General features: G+C 64.5%; 13 protein-coding genes. 5 read left to right on the top strand and 8 right to left on the bottom strand.

The annotated features are described in order from the left end of the window. The first annotated feature begins 9 nt into the window (after positions 1 to 9). Together OOT43_RS09980 and OOT43_RS09975 are read left to right on the top strand one after the other, a co-directional pair. Positions 10 to 453 carry a glycine zipper domain-containing protein gene (locus OOT43_RS09980; protein WP_266024774.1) on the top strand — a complete coding sequence of 148 codons (444 nt, stop codon included), beginning with the start codon at positions 10 to 12 and terminating at the stop codon, positions 451 to 453. A gap of 60 nt (positions 454 to 513) precedes the next feature. After that, the gene (locus tag OOT43_RS09975; RefSeq protein WP_266024773.1) at positions 514 to 1,905 is read left to right on the top strand and encodes a L,D-transpeptidase family protein; all 1,392 of its coding nucleotides are present in this window, start codon (positions 514 to 516) and stop codon (positions 1,903 to 1,905) included. A 7-nt stretch (positions 1,906 to 1,912) separates the two neighbouring features. On the opposite strand, the gene OOT43_RS09970 is transcribed toward OOT43_RS09975, so the two are convergent. The 8 genes from OOT43_RS09970 to ccmD form a co-directional block, all read right to left on the bottom strand. Then, complete coding sequence (locus tag OOT43_RS09970; protein WP_266024772.1) at positions 1,913 to 2,557, bottom strand: YqgE/AlgH family protein; 645 nt, start codon at positions 2,555 to 2,557, stop codon at positions 1,913 to 1,915. A 13-nt stretch (positions 2,558 to 2,570) separates the two neighbouring features. Further along, complete coding sequence (locus OOT43_RS09965; protein WP_266024771.1) at positions 2,571 to 2,888, bottom strand: YceK/YidQ family lipoprotein; 318 nt, start codon at positions 2,886 to 2,888, stop codon at positions 2,571 to 2,573. A 128-nt stretch (positions 2,889 to 3,016) separates the two neighbouring features. Beyond that, a complete protein-coding gene (gene ccmI, locus OOT43_RS09960; protein ID WP_266024770.1) occupies positions 3,017 to 4,240 on the bottom strand; it encodes a c-type cytochrome biogenesis protein CcmI in 1,224 nt (407 codons plus the stop codon). A gap of 4 nt (positions 4,241 to 4,244) precedes the next feature. Then, positions 4,245 to 4,706, bottom strand: a complete 462-nt coding sequence (locus OOT43_RS09955) for a cytochrome c-type biogenesis protein (RefSeq protein WP_266024769.1) — start codon at positions 4,704 to 4,706, stop codon at positions 4,245 to 4,247. Next, positions 4,703 to 5,230, bottom strand: a complete 528-nt coding sequence (locus OOT43_RS09950) for a DsbE family thiol:disulfide interchange protein (RefSeq protein WP_266024768.1) — start codon at positions 5,228 to 5,230, stop codon at positions 4,703 to 4,705. The genes OOT43_RS09955 and OOT43_RS09950 overlap by 4 nt, the downstream gene beginning before the upstream one ends. Positions 5,231 to 5,264: 34 nt before the next feature. After that, positions 5,265 to 7,241 (bottom strand): heme lyase CcmF/NrfE family subunit, encoded by a 1,977-nt coding sequence (locus OOT43_RS09945; RefSeq protein WP_266024767.1) that lies wholly within the window; start codon positions 7,239 to 7,241, stop codon positions 5,265 to 5,267. After that, the gene (gene ccmE, locus OOT43_RS09940; RefSeq protein WP_266024766.1) at positions 7,238 to 7,699 is read right to left on the bottom strand and encodes a cytochrome c maturation protein CcmE; all 462 of its coding nucleotides are present in this window, start codon (positions 7,697 to 7,699) and stop codon (positions 7,238 to 7,240) included. Before ccmE ends, OOT43_RS09945 begins: the two co-directional genes overlap by 4 nt. Beyond that, positions 7,696 to 7,863, bottom strand: a complete 168-nt coding sequence (ccmD, locus tag OOT43_RS09935) for a heme exporter protein CcmD (RefSeq protein WP_266024765.1) — start codon at positions 7,861 to 7,863, stop codon at positions 7,696 to 7,698. The genes ccmE and ccmD overlap by 4 nt, the downstream gene beginning before the upstream one ends. Before the next feature lie 510 nt (positions 7,864 to 8,373). Between ccmD and OOT43_RS09930 the strand changes: the two genes are divergently transcribed. The 3 genes from OOT43_RS09930 (at position 8,374) to OOT43_RS09920 (ending at position 16,388) form a co-directional block, all read left to right on the top strand. After that, complete coding sequence (locus OOT43_RS09930) at positions 8,374 to 11,619, top strand: cytochrome C (protein ID WP_266024764.1); 3,246 nt, start codon at positions 8,374 to 8,376, stop codon at positions 11,617 to 11,619. A gap of 124 nt (positions 11,620 to 11,743) precedes the next feature. Beyond that, a complete protein-coding gene (locus tag OOT43_RS09925; RefSeq protein WP_266024763.1) occupies positions 11,744 to 12,955 on the top strand; it encodes a YncE family protein in 1,212 nt (403 codons plus the stop codon). 244 nt (positions 12,956 to 13,199) lie between these two features. Beyond that, entirely contained in the window at positions 13,200 to 16,388 is a 3,189-nt protein-coding gene (locus OOT43_RS09920; protein ID WP_266024762.1) for a cytochrome C, read from the top strand. Positions 16,389 to 16,463 lie beyond the last annotated feature (75 nt).

The raw sequence follows: 16,463 nt of genomic DNA, 5'->3' as shown, positions 1-16,463 counted from the left end.
TTATTCGTCGTGTTGGCGGCAATTGCGCCGGTCCTTTCTGCGCAGGAGCCGTACGTCTATCCGGCCAAAGGCCAGAGCGCCGAGCAGATGTCGGCCGACAAAGCGCAATGCCAGGCCTGGGCGACCCAGCAGACCGGATTCGACCCGCTGAAAGCGGCGACCGCTCCCCAGCCGACGCCCGGAACGCAGTCCGGCAAGGGCGGCTTGCTGCGGGGAGGGGCGAAAGGCGCCGCGGCGGGCGCCGCCATCGGCGCAATGGCGGGCGATGCCGGCAAAGGGGCGGAGATCGGTGCGGTGGGCGGCGGCGTGCTCAGCGCCGCGAAGCACCGCCGCCAGCAGCAGGCCGAGCAGAAAGCCCAGGCTCAGCAGGCCCAAGCTCAGGGGGCTAAATCCGCCGATTTTCTGCGCGCCTATGGTGCCTGCCTGAAGGGGCGGGGCTACAGCGTCGAATAACCCGCCGGGCTGAGCGGCTCGGTGCTGCAAGTGGCATGCATGCTGCTTGCAGCATTCGGCATGAACGTCTCACTTTTCCCGGTCTTGATTTCGGCTCGCCGCCTGTGCGGCAATTTCTCCATCCGTCTGCCGCAGCGGTTGCTGTTCGTGGCTGCGGCCAGCGCACTGCTCGGAGGCTGTGCCTTCACGCCTCCGCCGCGGGAGGCACCTCCGAGTCCGCCGCCGCTTCCGGTCGCGGTCGAGAAACACCAGTTCAGCGTGGCCGGAGACGAAAGCGTGGTCGGCCATCTGGCGTCGGTCGAGACCCGCGAGGGCGACACGCTGTCGGACATCGCACGCCATTATGGCCTTGGATTTCAGGAGCTTAGCGAGGCCAATCCCGGCCTCGATCCCTGGGTGCCGGAAGCCGGCCGCCGGCTGGTGCTGCCTCTGCAGTTCACTCTGCCGGATGCGCCGCGCAAGGGAGTGATCATCAACCTGGCGACGATGCGGCTCTATCATTTCCCGCCCAAATCCGCGGATGGGGCCGTCTCCACCTATCCGGTCGGCATCGGCAAGGAAGGGCGTTCGACGCCGACCGGCTACATGACGGTGGTCCGCAAGACCGAGTTTCCGACCTGGTATCCCACCGAGAACATCCGCAAGGATCACGCGCTCAAGGGCGATCCGCTGCCGGCGGCCGTGTCGCCCGGTCCCGACAATCCGCTCGGCGATTACGCGATGTATCTCAGCCGGCCGCAATACCTGATTCACGGCACCAACAAGCCTTACAGCATCGGGTTCCGCGCAAGCAACGGCTGCATCCGGCTGTACCCGGAAGACATCGCCGCGGTGTTCCCCGACGTGAAGACGGGGGCCGCCGTCCGCATCGTCAACCAGCCGTACCTGGTGGGCCGCAAGGGCGGGCAGGTCTACCTGGAGGCGCATGAGCCATATGAGGAACTGAATCAGGCCAGGCTGAAAAGCGAGCTTACCGCCAGGCTGAAGCGTCTGGAGAAAAAGGAAGGCGCCGTTCTGGACTGGCCCAAGGTAGAGCAGGTTCTTGCCGAGGCTCGGGGCATTCCCGTGCCGATCCAGGCGAATTCGCCGCCGGCGTCGGCCTCGCTGGCCCAGGCGACGCAGCTTCAGCGGCCTGCCGCTTGGTTCGGCCGGCCGGAGCTGCCGCCTGAAAATGCAAACGGCTGGCTGGTGAAGGCGGCGACCACGCGGGAGGAGCTGAGTGCCCGCCGCGTGGCCGCCGTACTGAACCATCAGGGACCGCCCATTCCTGCGCGAGCGGTGAAGAGTGGCGATGGCTACGAGGTGCTGGCGGGGCCGTTCAAGGACGGCAAGGAGGCCAAATCGGCGGCGAAGCGCTTGAAAATCGACCTGGAGCTCGATGCCGAAGTGCGGCCGCCGGCCGAAGCCGTGCGCGTCGCGGGGGCGAAGCCTTTGCCGCAAACCGGCCAGTGAGGCCGGGCTAAAGGGGCAGGCCGGCGTGCTTGAGCGCCTGTTCCCAGACGGTGTCCGGCTGGTCGGAGAAGATCAGGACGGTGTCCGCCGGCGCGAGCAGCCAGTCGCCGCGGGCGATCTCGCCGTCCAGTTGGCCCGGCGACCAGCCGGCATAGCCGAACAGCATCCGGACCTGCCGAGGGCCGCGGCCGCGCGCGAGGGCTTCCAGGATATCCGGCCCGGTCGATAGCGACAGGCCCTTTTTCAGCACCCGGGTGCTGGCACCGGCGTAATCGTCGGAATGCAGGACGAAGCCCTGCCCGACTCCCACCGGACCGCCCAAATACAGCTTGATCTCGCGTTGCTCATTCGACTTGAGCCCAAAGGCTTCCAGCAATTTCCCCAACGGACCCGCCCCGGCAAGACGGTTGACGACGAGGCCCATGGCGCCCCCCTCGTCGTGGCTCACCACGTAGATGACGCTGTGCGCGAAAAGGTTCGCCGGCATCTTCGGATGCGCGACCAGAAACTGGCCGGAGGTGTCTGAGCGTCCCTTGGGGATTTCCGGCGCCCGTACATAGGCCGATGCCGCGGAGCCCAGTGCCAGGGCGGCCGACAGGATGAGGACGATCAGTAAGGAATGGCGGGACGGCATGGCCGGAGTGTATCCCACGCCGTCCTGGGAATCACTTGCGCTTTCTCCCGGCGAAGTCTTCCGGGTGGTTGATGCGGTAGAGGTCGTAGGGCAGGGCCAGTGTGTCGAAGACGGCGCCCACCGGCAGGTCCAGCACGAACGCGGGGAACAGCAGCACTTGCATCCAGCCGGGATAGGGCAGTTTGCCGTTGACGGCTGCGTCGATGTCCGTCACACCCTGCTGTGCGCCGGGGTAGACGGTCCAGCCCTTCCTGGGCAACACATCGGTGCGGGCGCGGATGCTGGCGCACCCGCTTGCCAGGGTGGCGATCAGGACCAGGGTGACGGCTAGGCCGCGCTTCGTGTTCATGTTGTTGTTCTCTCCCGGCAACGATGTCGGAAAATGCGATGACGGCATGCAAGACGGCCGGCGGATGAACCGACCTCCGCCATGGCCGTCAATATAGCCTATCGGCGGCGCTTGTGCTGCCGTCGCCGTCAGTTCACGACCTGTCCGATATCCACCGCGTAACTGCCGCCGTCTTGCGCCTCCACCGGGGAGGTCAGGCCCTGCAGGTCGCCGGGCGCGGGCATGGCATTGCCAGTCTTGGAGACGCGGGCGCCGATGACGATGCGCGGGAAGGACGACAACTTCATGCCGGGCGCCATCGCCATGCCGTCGTTCAGGGTGATTTCGGCCGGCAGGTCGCTGACCTTCTTGCGGCTGATGGCCAGGGGCATGGGCGGGCCTTCCGCGGCGCGGGCGAAGATGAAGACGACGTCGTTGGGTCCCGCCTGGCCTTTCAGCTTGGTATCGAGGGTAACTTTCACCCGGATGCTCTTGCCCGCTCCGGCGGACGTGGGAGCCGCGCTCGCCGTCTTGGCCTCGGGCGGCGCCGTGCCCGCCAGTTCGGCGATATAGCCGTCCAGTTGCCGCGTCTGTTCGCCGTCCGCGGGCAGGAGCGAGCGGAGCTTCTTCCAGTATTCCACGGCCTTGGCCTTGTCCTCGCGTTCCGCCGCGGCGAGTCCGGCCAGCCAAAGGCTGTGCAGGTGGTTCGGATTGCGCTGGAGGATGCCGTCGATGATCTCAGTCGGCCTGCCCTGGAGGCTGCCCTGGTTCGCTTCCCCGAGCGCCTGGGCGTAGAGCGCCTGCACATCGGGATTGTCGGGCGCCAGCTTCATCGCGAATTCGTAGGCTTGCACGGCCTTGTCCATCTGCTGGACCGCAAGCAGCGAGCGGCCAAGCAACAGCCAGCCGTCCAGATCGTTGGGCTGCTGCTGGAGGCGATTGGAGAGCTGCTCGACCCTCGCCTGCAAATCCCCCGCGGCCATTCCCGGCTCTGCGGCGGCGGCGACGGCGGCCGGGTGGGCGATCAGGTCCATCCGGCCCAGCCCGCCGTACAGCGCCAGGATCGCCAGCGGCAAGGCCGTCAACACGACGATGAGGGAGGTCTTCCCTGCCTCCGGCTTCTGCCGGGGGGGCTTGGCCTCGGCGGCGGCAAGGTCGGCCAGGAGGTCGCGGTCGAAGTCGTCGCCGAGTTGCTCGGCGGCTTTGTCGTCGCCTGTCTCGGCCGCAAGTTCTTCCCGCTTCTGCCGATTGATCAGCCAGTTGAGCCTCGCGCGGTCGACGCCGGGGGCGGATTTCTGCCCGAGCAGGGCGGGAAGGAAAAAGCCGTAGCCGGCCAGCAGCAGGGCCGCCGCCAGCACCCAAAACGATGTCATGTGATTACCCCTGGAATCGGTCTTTCAACTGCTGGAGGCGCCGGCGCTCTTCGGCGGAGAGCGCCTCTTCCTGCTGCGCCGCCTCGGCGCGCCGTCTGGCCTGCTTCCACAGGAAGACGGCGCCGCCGGCCAGCAGCAGGAACGGCCCGAGCCAGAGCAGCAGCGTGATGCTCTTGAACGGAGGACGGTAGAGCACGAAGTCGCCGTAGCGGTCGGTCAGGAACTGCACGGCTTCCTCGCTCGACTTGCCGCTCTCGATGATGTTGTAGACCTCGGTGCGCAGGTCCTTTGCCAGTTCCGCATCCGATTCGGCGAGCGACTGGTTCTGGCAGACCAGGCAGCGCACGTCCTTGATGAGCGTTTCGTAGCGTTCCTGCTTGGCGGGATCGTCGAACTGGCGGACTTCCATGGCATCCGCAGCGTGGCCGGCCAAAAGGCCACAAAGGCAAAGAATCAGTCGTTTCATGCGGCGCTCTGCAATTCGCGAATCAGCGGCAGTATCTTGTTTTCGAGGTCTTCCGGCGTCACCGGCCCGGTCTGCTTGTAGCGGATCACGCCGTGCTTGTCGACCAGGAAGGTTTCCGGCACGCCGTAGACGCCCCATTCGATGCCCATCTTGCCGTCCTCGTCGAAGGCGCTGGCCCGGTAGGGATCGCCGAACCGCTTCAGCCAGGCGAGGGCATCGTCGCGGGTGTCCTTGTAGTTGAGGCCGTAGATCGGGACGATGCCGCGCTTGGAGAACTCCACCAGCACGGGATGCTCCTGACGGCAGGAGACGCACCAGGACGCCCAGACGTTGAGCAGGAACACCTGTCCCTTGAGCTGGTCCAGGCTCAGGGTGCGGTCGGCCGCGGCGACCTCCGGCAGCGAGAACGCCGGGGCCGGTTTGCCGATGAGCGGGGAGGGCACTTCGCGGGGATCCAGGGTCAGGCCCACGCCCAGCAGGACGACCAGCAGGACGAAGATGACGAGTGGGATGGCGAAGCGCATGCGCGTTGTCTCCATGGCTTGAACTCGCAAAGGGTCAGGTCGCGCGGGCGGCGGCGGCCCGTTCGGGAACGGCGCGGGCTTCGCGCAGCGGCAGGCGGTAGCGCCGGTCGCCGACGGACAACAGGCCCCCGGCGATCATGAACAAGCCGCCGGCCCAGATCCAGCGGATGAACGGCTTGACGTAGAGCCGAACGCTCCAGGCATTTTTGTCCAGCGGTTCCCCGAGGGCGACGTAGAGATCGCGGGACAGGCCGGGGTCGATGGCGGCTTCGGTCATCATGTTGCGCTGTACCTTGTAGTTCCGCTTCTGGGGCCTGAGTTCCAGGCTCTCGCCGTTCCGCTCCACCCGGAACGTGGCTTGCTGGGCCGAGAAGTTGGGGCCCTGGACGGTCTCCGTGCCGAGGAAGTTGAAGGTGTAGCCGGACAGCGTCACGCTGTCGCCGGGTGCCATGCGCACCAGCTTTTCCTGGCTCAGGCGGTCGGACAGCACGGCGCCGACCAGGAACACCGCGGCGCCGAGATGCGCGGCGGTCATGCCGTAGACGCTGGGCGACTGCGCGCGCAGCCCTTCGAGCCAGCCGTCGCGCAGCCGGACGCGGGTCCACAGGCTCAGCAGGGCGCTCGCTGCCAGCCAGAACGCGCAGCCCAGGCCGGCCATCATCTTGAAATCGGCATCGTCCCAGGCCAGGGCGGCGAGCGTGATGCCGGCCGCGAAGCTCGCCGGGAACAGGTAGCGGACCCGGTGCAGCACGCGCCCGAGCGGGCTCTCCCGCCAGGCGAACATCGGACCGATGCCGGCCAGCAGGAAGATCGGCGCCATCAGCGGAGCGAACACCGCGCCGAAATACGGCGGGCCAACCGAAATCTTGCCCAGCTTCAGCGCGTCCAGGATCAGCGGGTAGAGGGTGCCGAGCAGGATGCTCCCGGAGGCGGTCACCAGCAGGATGTTGTTGAGCAGCAGCAGGTTTTCCTTGGACACCAGGCTATACCGCGCCACATCGCGGACCCCCGGGGCCTTCACCGTGTATACCAGCAGCGAACCGCCCACCACGATGGCCAGCAGGATCAGGATGAACAGGCCGCGGGTGGGGTCGGAAGCGAAGGCGTGCACGGACGTCAGCACCCCGGACCGGACCAGGAAGGTGCCGAGGAGGCTCAGCGAAAAGGCGAAGATCGCCAGCAGCACGGTCCACGCCTTGAAGGCGCCGCGCTTCTCGGTGACCGCCAGCGAGTGGATCAGTGCGGTGGCGACCAGCCAGGGCATGAAGGAGGCGTTTTCCACCGGGTCCCAGAACCACCAGCCGCCCCAGCCCAGTTCGTAATAGGCCCACCAGGAGCCGAGGGTGATGCCGCCGGTCAGGAACAGCCACGCCACCAGGGTCCAGGGCCGCGACCAGCGCGCCCAGGCCGAGTCCAGCGAGCCGCCGAGCAGGGCGGCGATCGCGAACGCGAAAGCCACGCTGAGGCCCACGTAGCCCATGTACAGCATGGGCGGATGCACCGTCATGCCGAAATCCTGCAGCAGCGGATTCAGGTCGTTGCCGTCGGGCGGCACCGGCACCAGCCGCTCGAACGGGTTCGAGGTGAACAGGATGAACAGCAGGATGCCGATGCTCACCAACCCCATGACGCCCAGGACGCGGGCCAGGAAGTCTTCGGACAGGCTGCGGCTGAACACCGTCACCGCCGCCGTCCAAAGCCCGAGGATCGTGGCCCACAGCAGCATCGAGCCCTCATGCGAGCCCCAGACTGCGGCGATGCGATAGTACAGCGGCAAGGCCGAGTTCGAGTTGCGCGCGACGTACTCCACGGAAAAATCGTTGGTGATGAAGCAGGCCGTCAGGGCGCCGAAGGAAGCCAGCAGAAACAGGAACTGCGCGCGGCCGGCGGGTTTCGCGACGCTCATCCAGATGCCCACGCCCTGGGAGGCGCCCATCAGCGGAAAGGTGCCCTGCAGCAAGGCCATCAGGAGGGCCATGACCAGGGCGATGTGGCCGAGTTCGGCGATCATTTCTTCTGGTACTCCGTGTAGTCAGCGGGGAGTTGGCCGTTCTTTTTCAATGATTCGGCGACTTCGGGCGGCATGTAGTTCTCGTCGTGCTTGGCCAGCACCTCGGTCGCCCGGAAAGTGCCGGCATCGTCGACCTGGCCCACGGCGATGATGCCCTGGCCTTCCCGGAACAGGTCGGGAAGGATGCCGGTATAGAGTACCGGCACGGCGTTGGGGCCGTCGGAGACCTCGAAGCGCACGGTCAGGCTGTCCGGTTCCCGCTTCACGCTTTCCTTGACCACCAGTCCGCCGATGCGGAACGGGTAGCCCTTCGGCGCTTCGCCGGAAGCCACCTGGGACGGCGTATAGAAATAAAGGAGATTCTTCTGGAAGGCGGTGAGGGCGAAGAAGGCGGCGATGCACACGCCGGCGACCATCAGCGCTACCCACATCATGCGTCTGCGGCGCGGCGTCATCATGGGCGGGACTCCTGCTTCAACTGGCGGCGAAGGCTCTTCAGCGTTTCGTTTTTCCGGCGCAACGGAGCGATCAGGTTGAAGGCGAGCACGGCGAAACACAGGCCATAGGAAGTCCATACGTAGACGGCATAGCCGCCCATATGGAAGAACTCTTGGAAATTCATGTGCTTGGGGAAGGCCTCTGATGGGCGGGTCATTGGGATCGACACGATATGTTACGGCAATGGCGAGTTAAGCGGCTACCGGAGAAATGGAACGGTGCCGGATGGCGCCGCTCTTTTCCCGTGGGGCCGGGAGTTAGGCGTTCGCTGGAACGTCCAAGAATTAGGCACAAATCGGGCCGCCGCTTCCTCTTGTCGGCCTGCGACGGTGTTGCAAGGGCCTTGCCGAGATCGAGCGGACGGGCGCGACCGTTTCCAGTGTGTGTGATCTGCCCTGAGTTCTGCGTCAGATAACGCACTCCGCAAGCTCCAGCCTCGCCCAGGGTTGCAGGCGATCTCGTGCGCGCAATGACTCACATGGTCAGTGAAATCGCGCGATCGGCGGAATCGGGATCACCCTTTCTCCATGTTTTGATGGAGTATTTTGGCTGGCTTGGTTGTTGCTCATTCTCATTTCGGCCGCGCATCCTTCCCTTGGGCGCCGTGCACAACAACAAGAATCCTGGAGGAACCATGAATACCCATCGCCCTGCTACGGAGACGCGTCCCTCGCGGCGCCTCCTCCTCGGAGGCCCGCTGCTCGCCCTGGCCGTGCTGCTGGCTCCGCAAGCGGTCTCGGCCGCCGCCAAGATCAAGATTGCCAAAGCGGCCTGGTCGGAAAAGTCCGGCACGCTGACGATCGCCGGCAAAGCCAAGGGCGGAACCGGCCCCATCGATGTCTACGACGTCAACGGCCGGCGGCTGGGCAGTGGCCAGGGCGACAGTTTCGCGGTGACGCTGAGCCGCCAGGACCTCGCGGGCGTCCCCTGCGCGGTGCGGGTCCAGACCGGTGACACCGAGGTCATCAAACCGGTGAAGGGCGCACCCAAATCCTGCAGCGGCGCTCCCGCCTGCAGCATCGTCAGTCCTGGCCCAGGCACCGCGGTCCAGGTCGGCGTGGAGACCCATTTCGAAGCCACCGCCACGGCCAAGGACCCGGCGGCGCAGCCGTTCAGCTACGAATGGGATTTCGCCGGCGGCGCCATGGGCGAACTCATCGCCGGCAGCAATCCACCCGCCTACAAGCGGCCCACCGGGCTGATGGCGATGGTCGCGTTCGTCCGCAACGACAGCCGTTACCGGGTGAGGTTCATCGCCACCGACGCCAAGGGCCGGCGCTGCGAGGACAGCGTCGAGGTGACGGTAGGCAATCCGCCGACGGGGCTGCCTGGCAAGGTGTCGGAGCAGGGCGCGCCGGCGCTGGGCGGCGAGCTGGACGGCACCAAGGGCGACGTCGTGGTCATGCCGTTCGAGGAATGGAGCTATCAGAATCTGAGCGACATGCGGTACGGTTCCAACGGCTATGGCTCATTTTCGCCGACCGCCAACAACATTCGGGCCTATGCCTTCAAGAAGGATCGCCTGCCCGTATTTCTGGATGGCGGCGCCGTAGAACTCCGATATTCGGCAGCCTCGAATCCGAACGATCCCGTCGGCGGAGACTCCATCAATTCCACCAGCCGCAACTGGCCGACGACAGCCGCTCTACTCGATGCGGCACTGAAAAAAACCGACGTGTGGGAGATACCTGCGCGCCCGGATGCGCAAAAGGCCGAAGGTTATTTCGCCTGTTCCTGGATGATGACGGGATACTGGGGCGCCTACGGTTGCGCCGCCGCCCAAGGTGCGCCGACGGCCGATGAAGGGTATTTCAAAGCCAAGAAGGACGGTGCCGGCACGGTCGTATCGGACGATCCCAATACCGATCAGGGCCATGGCGCCTATATGCCGGGCCGGGAAAATCCCTATTTCGCCAATACCCCGCAGCCATTCTCCAAATTCGTTGCCAGCGAAAAATCCAGGAAGGAGGGCGTGGCCGACAAGCCGGCGGCATGGTTCGAAGCTAACCTTCTGCCTTATACCGACACCGACGACCAGGGGAGAGTCAATCCATTCTCGCTGGTGCGCGTCGAAGCCGTGGCCAAAGGGAGCAACAGCGTCCTGGCCAAGACAGACGGCGTGGTCAGCGCCGGGCGCGATTTTCATTGCCGGGAATGCCATGCCAAAGGCAAGGTCGGGGCGAACCCAAACGCGCCCTACACCAAGGCGGCATTTGCTTCCAGCGCCTGGGGTAAATACGGGCTGGAGGCGAGTAAGACCCTGCCCGGTTATTCCTCGTACGCTATCCCCGATGACAAAATACCGGAAAAACCCGAGTTTTTCGACGTATCCGATGTCGGCGGTGACCCCGCTAGCATATTTGACCAGGAATACGCGGCGGCCTTGAATTATTCGAGCCTGCATCAGTATTACGACATTATTACGTTTCTCAACGACATGATGTATTCCGTAAGCAAGACTTACCTTTCGGATGACGAGAAACAGCACCCTGCGAATATAGAAAAAGATACGCCGCGTCCCTGTTACGGCTGCCATGCAACCGCCCAATCCTTTGAGCCTTTCAAGAGCGGTTGGTGGGATGAAGAGGGCTTCAAGGCCGATGACTCCATCTACGCGCCCAACTATTCCATTTCCATGCATCGCTGGCACGGCGAACTGCAGTGGAACGCCAGTAAGACCGATATCGTGCGGGATGCTAAAGGGACGCACGTACGCTGGGATTGGAAGACCAAAGGTCCGAACAATTCCACCAAGACCGGCAGCCTGTTCCCGATCTTCGACGACCAGGGCAAGCAATTGCCGATGGAAGAGAACTGTTTGCGCTGCCATTCCGGCCATCGCGAGCAGCTTTACCGCGACCGCATGTACACGGCGGGCGTCACCTGTTACGACTGCCACGGCGACATGCTGGCGGTGGGCGAAGCGTTCCCGAAGAACTATCTCGCCAACAAGGACAAGGTCGGTTCCACCGAGCGCGACGATTACCGGGTGCCCTGGTTCGACGAACCGGACTGCGGTTCCTGCCATGTCGGTGACGGTAACAAGGGTGCCGACAAGAGCGGCGGCTTCTTCAGCGCGGGCGTGATGAAACGGGCATTTGACGATGCGGATTTGTCGGCGACGACCCGTGCGGTGGATCGCACGGATCCGGATTCTCGCCGTTTCTCGGCAGCGCCGTTGGAGACCTTCCAAGCCGCCGTTCCGACGGACTTCTATTACGACGTGGATGAGGCATCAGGATCGTTCCTTACCAAAACGGTGGATACCAAGGTAGACGCCCCGGTGTTCCGCTTCGGCAAGGACCGCCACGGCAACGTCGCCTGTGCGGCCTGCCACGGCGCGGCGCACTCGGTCTGGCCCAACCGCGATCCGAGTTCGAACGACAACGTCACCGCGCTGCAGCTCCAGGGCCATACCGGCACCATCCTCGAGTGCAACGTTTGCCACACGGCGGACTCCTTTGCTAAGAAGGATGACCTGGACGGCGGTGTGAACTACAGCGGTGACACCAAGCCCGGCATCCTGGGCGGCCCGCACGACATGCATCCCGTCAACGACCCGTACTGGTGGAAGCAGGCCGACGGCGACGTCGCCAACAGCGACGGCAGCAACTACGGCGGCTGGCACAACAACTATGCCAAGATCGGCGGACTGAAGGGCGAAGACCAGTGCGCGGCCTGCCACGGCAGCGATCACAAGGGCACCCGTCTGTCGAAGACGCCGGTGGACCGGGTGTTCGACTTCCGGGGTTTCGACGGCAAGAAGCTGAAGAAGGCCGGATTCAAGACCAAGGTCGTCAAAGTGGCCGCCGGCACGCCGATCGGCTGCGACACCTGCCACAGCCTGGAGACCAGCTTCATCGGCTCGCCGGGGCATTGACGACGCGCCGGACCGCGCCAGGGAGGGCGTGGACCCGGGCTTCCCGTCCTTACGACAGGGGCATCAATCCGGCAAGACGTGCCGATGCCGGTTGATCGCTTCGAACGATCAGAGTGCGCAATCGATGAAACAGAATTTTGTTCGCTATACGGTGGGTGCCGCGTTCCTCGCTCTTTCTCTGCTGGGTGGTGTCACGACAGTCCAAGCTGAGGCCGTTTCGCTCGACATGGCCAAATTCCGCGGTGCTTGGGATGCCGCGGTCAGTTACGGCCGAGGCCATATCGTGAGCCAGGGAGGCGCCAGCTACATCAGTCTGCAGAAAAAGAACCTGAACCATGCGCCGGAAAACAGCCCGGATCAATGGGCCGTGCTGGCTGTGGCGGGGACCAACGGTAAGGACGGCAAGGATGGAAAAGACGGCAAGGATGGCAAGGACGGTGCCAAGGGCGATACCGGCGCGTCGTTCAATCCGCTGCGGATCGCTGCCAAGCGCTGGTACGGCGCCAGCCGGACGGGCCTGACCTATCCGGTCGGCGACGGCCCGGTCGCCGGGGCATTCGACGGCAGTTTCCTATGGATCGCCAATCACGACGGGGCATCCGTCACCAAGCTGCGCCCCAGCGACGGCTCGATCCAGGGCACCTATTCCCTCGACGGCGCCAAGCCCAATGACGTCCTGTTCGACGGCGGTTACCTGTGGGTTGCAACCGATACGGCGCTGGTTCAGATGAACGTCGCCGACGGTTCCCTCCTGCGCTCGGTGTCGGCGGGCACCGGCCCGGTTTCGCTGGCATTCGACGGCGAGAGCGTCTGGGTGGCCAGCGCAGACGGCGCGTACAAGGTCAAATCGGCGGACGGCGCGGTGACCGGGCCGTACCATGCGGGCGACAAGCCCGCCGGCATCGGCTTCGACGGTACTCACGTGTGGGTGGCGAGCGGACCGGACTCCACGTTCACTAAGCTGACTACCTCCGGTGCCGAGGCCGGAGCGATCCATTGGGCCGGCGGCAATCTCAAGTCCATGGCGTTCGACGGCGAATCCATGTGGGTTTTGAAGAGCGACCCCGAAGGCAAACTGACCCAGGTCAGGGTCGGCGACGCGAATACCCTGGGCAATTACCTGGTGGGGGCCAATCCGACGGGTGTCGTGTTCGACGGCGTTCACGTCTGGGCATGCAGTTCGGAAGGTCACACGGTGACCAAACTGAACCTCGACGGATCGGTGGCGGCGAGCTACGCGTTGGATGCGGGCACAACGAGTCCCTACGCCCTCGTCTTCGACGGCGTCAACGTCTGGGTCCTGAACAAGGACAACGACACGGTGAGCAAGCTCTGATCCAGGCTTGGCCATCCCCGTGGCGGCCTTGCGAGAGAGGTGCCGCGGGAAGGCCGGAAGCTGTGTTGCGCGAAATCCCGTGCCGGCGAGTGATATGGCGTGGCCATAATTGTGGGGCAGGATTCTATAATACTGTTTTAATGGAATATTTCTTGATGGCCTGAATGATGCTCTGCTGCCGGAGGGTATCATCGTTCGCCATGGCGAACGATGCAATAAGACCAAGAACACCACCGGAGGAGCCATGAATAACTCACGCCGACCCCAGTCGTTCACATCGCGTCGAAATCCGTTTCTTGCCTGTCTGTCGATCTGTTTTGCCCTGGCGCTTGCGCCGGAAGGGGTGCTGGCGGCAGCCAAGCTGAAGATCGCCAAGGCGTCATGGTCGGAGAAGACGGGAACTCTGACCGTCAAAGGCAGCCTCAAAAATTCCGCGGGGCCGGTCGAAATCTATGACATCAACGGTCGCCGTCTGGTTGAGATCGGCGACAGCGGACAGGGAGGCTCCTTCGGAGCCAGCCTAAGCCGTGACGCGCTTCCCGCCGTGCCCTGCGCGGTGCGGGTCCAGTCCGGCGACAGCGAGGCCATCAAGGCGGTGAAGGGGGCACCCAAGTCCTGCAGCGGCGTTCCGACCTGCAGTATCGTCAGTCCGGTCGACGGCACAGCCCTTCAGATGGGCGTGGAAACCCATTTTGAAGCCAACGCCACGGCCAAGGACCCGGCTGCCTTACCGTTCAAGTACGAGTGGGATTTCGGCGGCGGTGCCATGGGTTTCCCTGCCGGCACACTGGCCCAATCCGGCTCGGTCGGCGAACACGCGACTTTCGTCCGCGATCATGGCATTTATCGGGTCCGCTTCGTGGCGACCGACGCATTGGGGCGCCGATGCGAAGATTCGATAGCCGTCAGCGTCGGCCAGGCGCCGGCCGCTCCGCCGGCAGCGGCGTCCCTTGCGGCGGCCTCGGTGCAGGCGGCCCCCAAATTTGGCAGCGAGCTGGAGGGCAAGGCCGGCGACGTCGTGGTCCTCCCTTTCGCGCACAGCGCGGCGATGGGGCAGGGCGTCATGAACCTGGATGCGGGCAACCCCTGGCCCGGTTTCTTCCATCTCAATGCCATCGCGTACACCAAGGCGCGCCAGCCCTTGAACGTCGAGGCGGACGCCTATGAACTCTTCTATTCGGCTGCGGTGAATCCCGCCGATCCCGTCGGGGCCGATTCCATCAACAGCACCAGCCGGAACTATCCGGTCGATTCTTCCTTCGGCCAGGCCCAGATCAGGAAGACCGACATGTGGGAGGCCCAGGAAGGCTGGGAGACCACGGCAGGCTACGAGCCGTTCTGGACGGTTGATGAGAGCACGCCGACGGTTTCGCCCTTGTGGAAGGAGCCGCCCACCATCACCAAGATATTGAACGCTGCCTTTCCCGACATGTGGGGGCAAGGTGCCGACTGGACCTGGTACCTGGCCCGCAATTCGGTGCCGGACGAAGGCTATCTCACCGGCAAGTTCGAGACCCGGATGACCGGCAACCCTGCCGACAAGGATAATTTCAAGGGCGGTCTCATGCCGGGTAAGGACAATCCTTACCAGGCCAATACGCCGCAGGCGTTCCCGACCCGCGAGGCGGATACCCAGGCCTTCCTGGCACTGGGAATACCTTTGACCGACATGGACGACCAGGGCCGGGTCAATCCCTTCCCGGTGATGCGGGTGGAAGCCAGGAGCAAGTCCACCGGACAGACCGCCGCGGTTGCGGACGTCGCGTTCAATACCGCCAAGGACGTGCGCTGCAGCGAATGCCACGTCTATGGCGGCATCGGTGCCGACCCCACTGTCAAACGCTATCTGCGGCCGCAGAAAAAGGACGCTGCCGGCAATCCCGTTTTCGACGGCTACGGCAACAAGGTCTTGCTGGCCGGAGAGAAGAATTCGCGCGTCGAGTACTTTCCCGACTACATGAACTCCAACCCCAAGAGCCTGGAAGAAAAGGAGAGTGAAGCCTTTTGGAACCAGTACGCGATTCATGCCTTCATGGAGCTGGAGGACCGAACCGGCGCATTCCTGGACGACTGGGACCCCGATGGTGATGGCATCGCCGGCGAAGGGAACGGTCACCCCTGGGAGAACGGCCTGCGCTACATCAAGCAGTTCAAGGCGCCCGAACCCTGCCAATGGTGCCACCAGTCCGCCTATCTGAACGAATGCGGCTACGGCACCACCAACTGGGACGGGCTGGAATACGGGCCTTCCGAACACCGCTTCCACGGCCGCATCCAGGTGGACGGCCAGGGCAAGGTGATCCGCGACGCCCAAGGGCGGCCGCTGATGTGGGACGACCAGGGGACGGGCAAGACCAACCCCAACTCGCTGTTCCCGGTCGTGGACAAGCAGGGCAACAAGGTGGCCATGGAGCAGAACTGCCTGAAATGCCACGTGGGCGCCAGCCAGAAGGGCTATCACGACCCCATGTACAGCGCCGGAATCCAGTGCGCCGACTGCCATGGCGACATGCTGGCCGTGGGCGACGTGTTCGCCAAGAAAGCCCAGGGCGACCAGCCGAGGAACGCCAAGGGCGAACTGGTCGATCCCACCAAGCTCGACGAACAGGGCAATCCGACGCCGGTGCATCGGGTCGACTACCTCGATCAGCCGAACTGCGGCTCCTGCCATACCGGCAATGGAAGCGAACCCGTGCGCAAACTGGCCTACGATGCCGCCGACCCCGCGGCCACGCCGCTGTTGCCGGAGAATCCGCGGTTCGCCGTCAACAGCGCGAAGATCGCGTTCAACTATCTCGATTGGGATATGAACCGGGTCGACAAGAGCTACGATCTGCCCTTGTTCCGAAAGAGCCTGGACACCCACGGCAAGGTGCCCTGCGCGGCCTGTCACGGCTCGACCCATGCCATCTGGCCGATCAAGGAGCCCGGCGCCAACGAGAACGTGACCTCGCTGCAGTTGCAGGGCCATACCGGTTCCATCCTGGAGTGCAACGTCTGTCACACGGCGGACTCGTTCGCCAAGCTGGAAGACCTGGACGGCGGGCAGTACAGCGGCGACGCCAAGCCCGGCATCCTGGGCGGTCCGCACAACACCCACCCGATCGACGATCCGTACTGGTGGAAGCAGGCCAATGGCGACGTCGCCAACAGCGACGGCAGCAACTACGGCGGCTGGCACAACAACTACGCCAAGCTGCCCGGAGCGAATGGCGAAGACCAGTGCGCGGCCTGCCACGGCAGCGACCACCAGGGCACGCGTCTGTCCAAGACGCCGGTGGACCGGGTGTTCGACTTCCGCGGCTTCGACGCCAAGAAGCTGAAGAAGACCGGGTTCAAATCGAAGATCGTCAAAGTAGCCGCCGGCACGCCGATCGGCTGCGACACCTGCCACAGCCTGGAGACCAGCTTCAAGGGGGCGCCGGGGCGTTAAAATCCACAGGCGATTCGGTTCCAGGTCAATAGCGGGGCAGTGATGCCCCGCTTGTCTTGCCGGCTTCTTCCATCC

The sequence above is a fragment of the Methylococcus mesophilus genome, assembly GCF_026247885.1.
Taxonomy (GTDB): Bacteria; Pseudomonadota; Gammaproteobacteria; order Methylococcales; family Methylococcaceae; genus Methylococcus; species Methylococcus mesophilus.
This window is presented reverse-complemented; position numbering and strand designations above follow the sequence as displayed.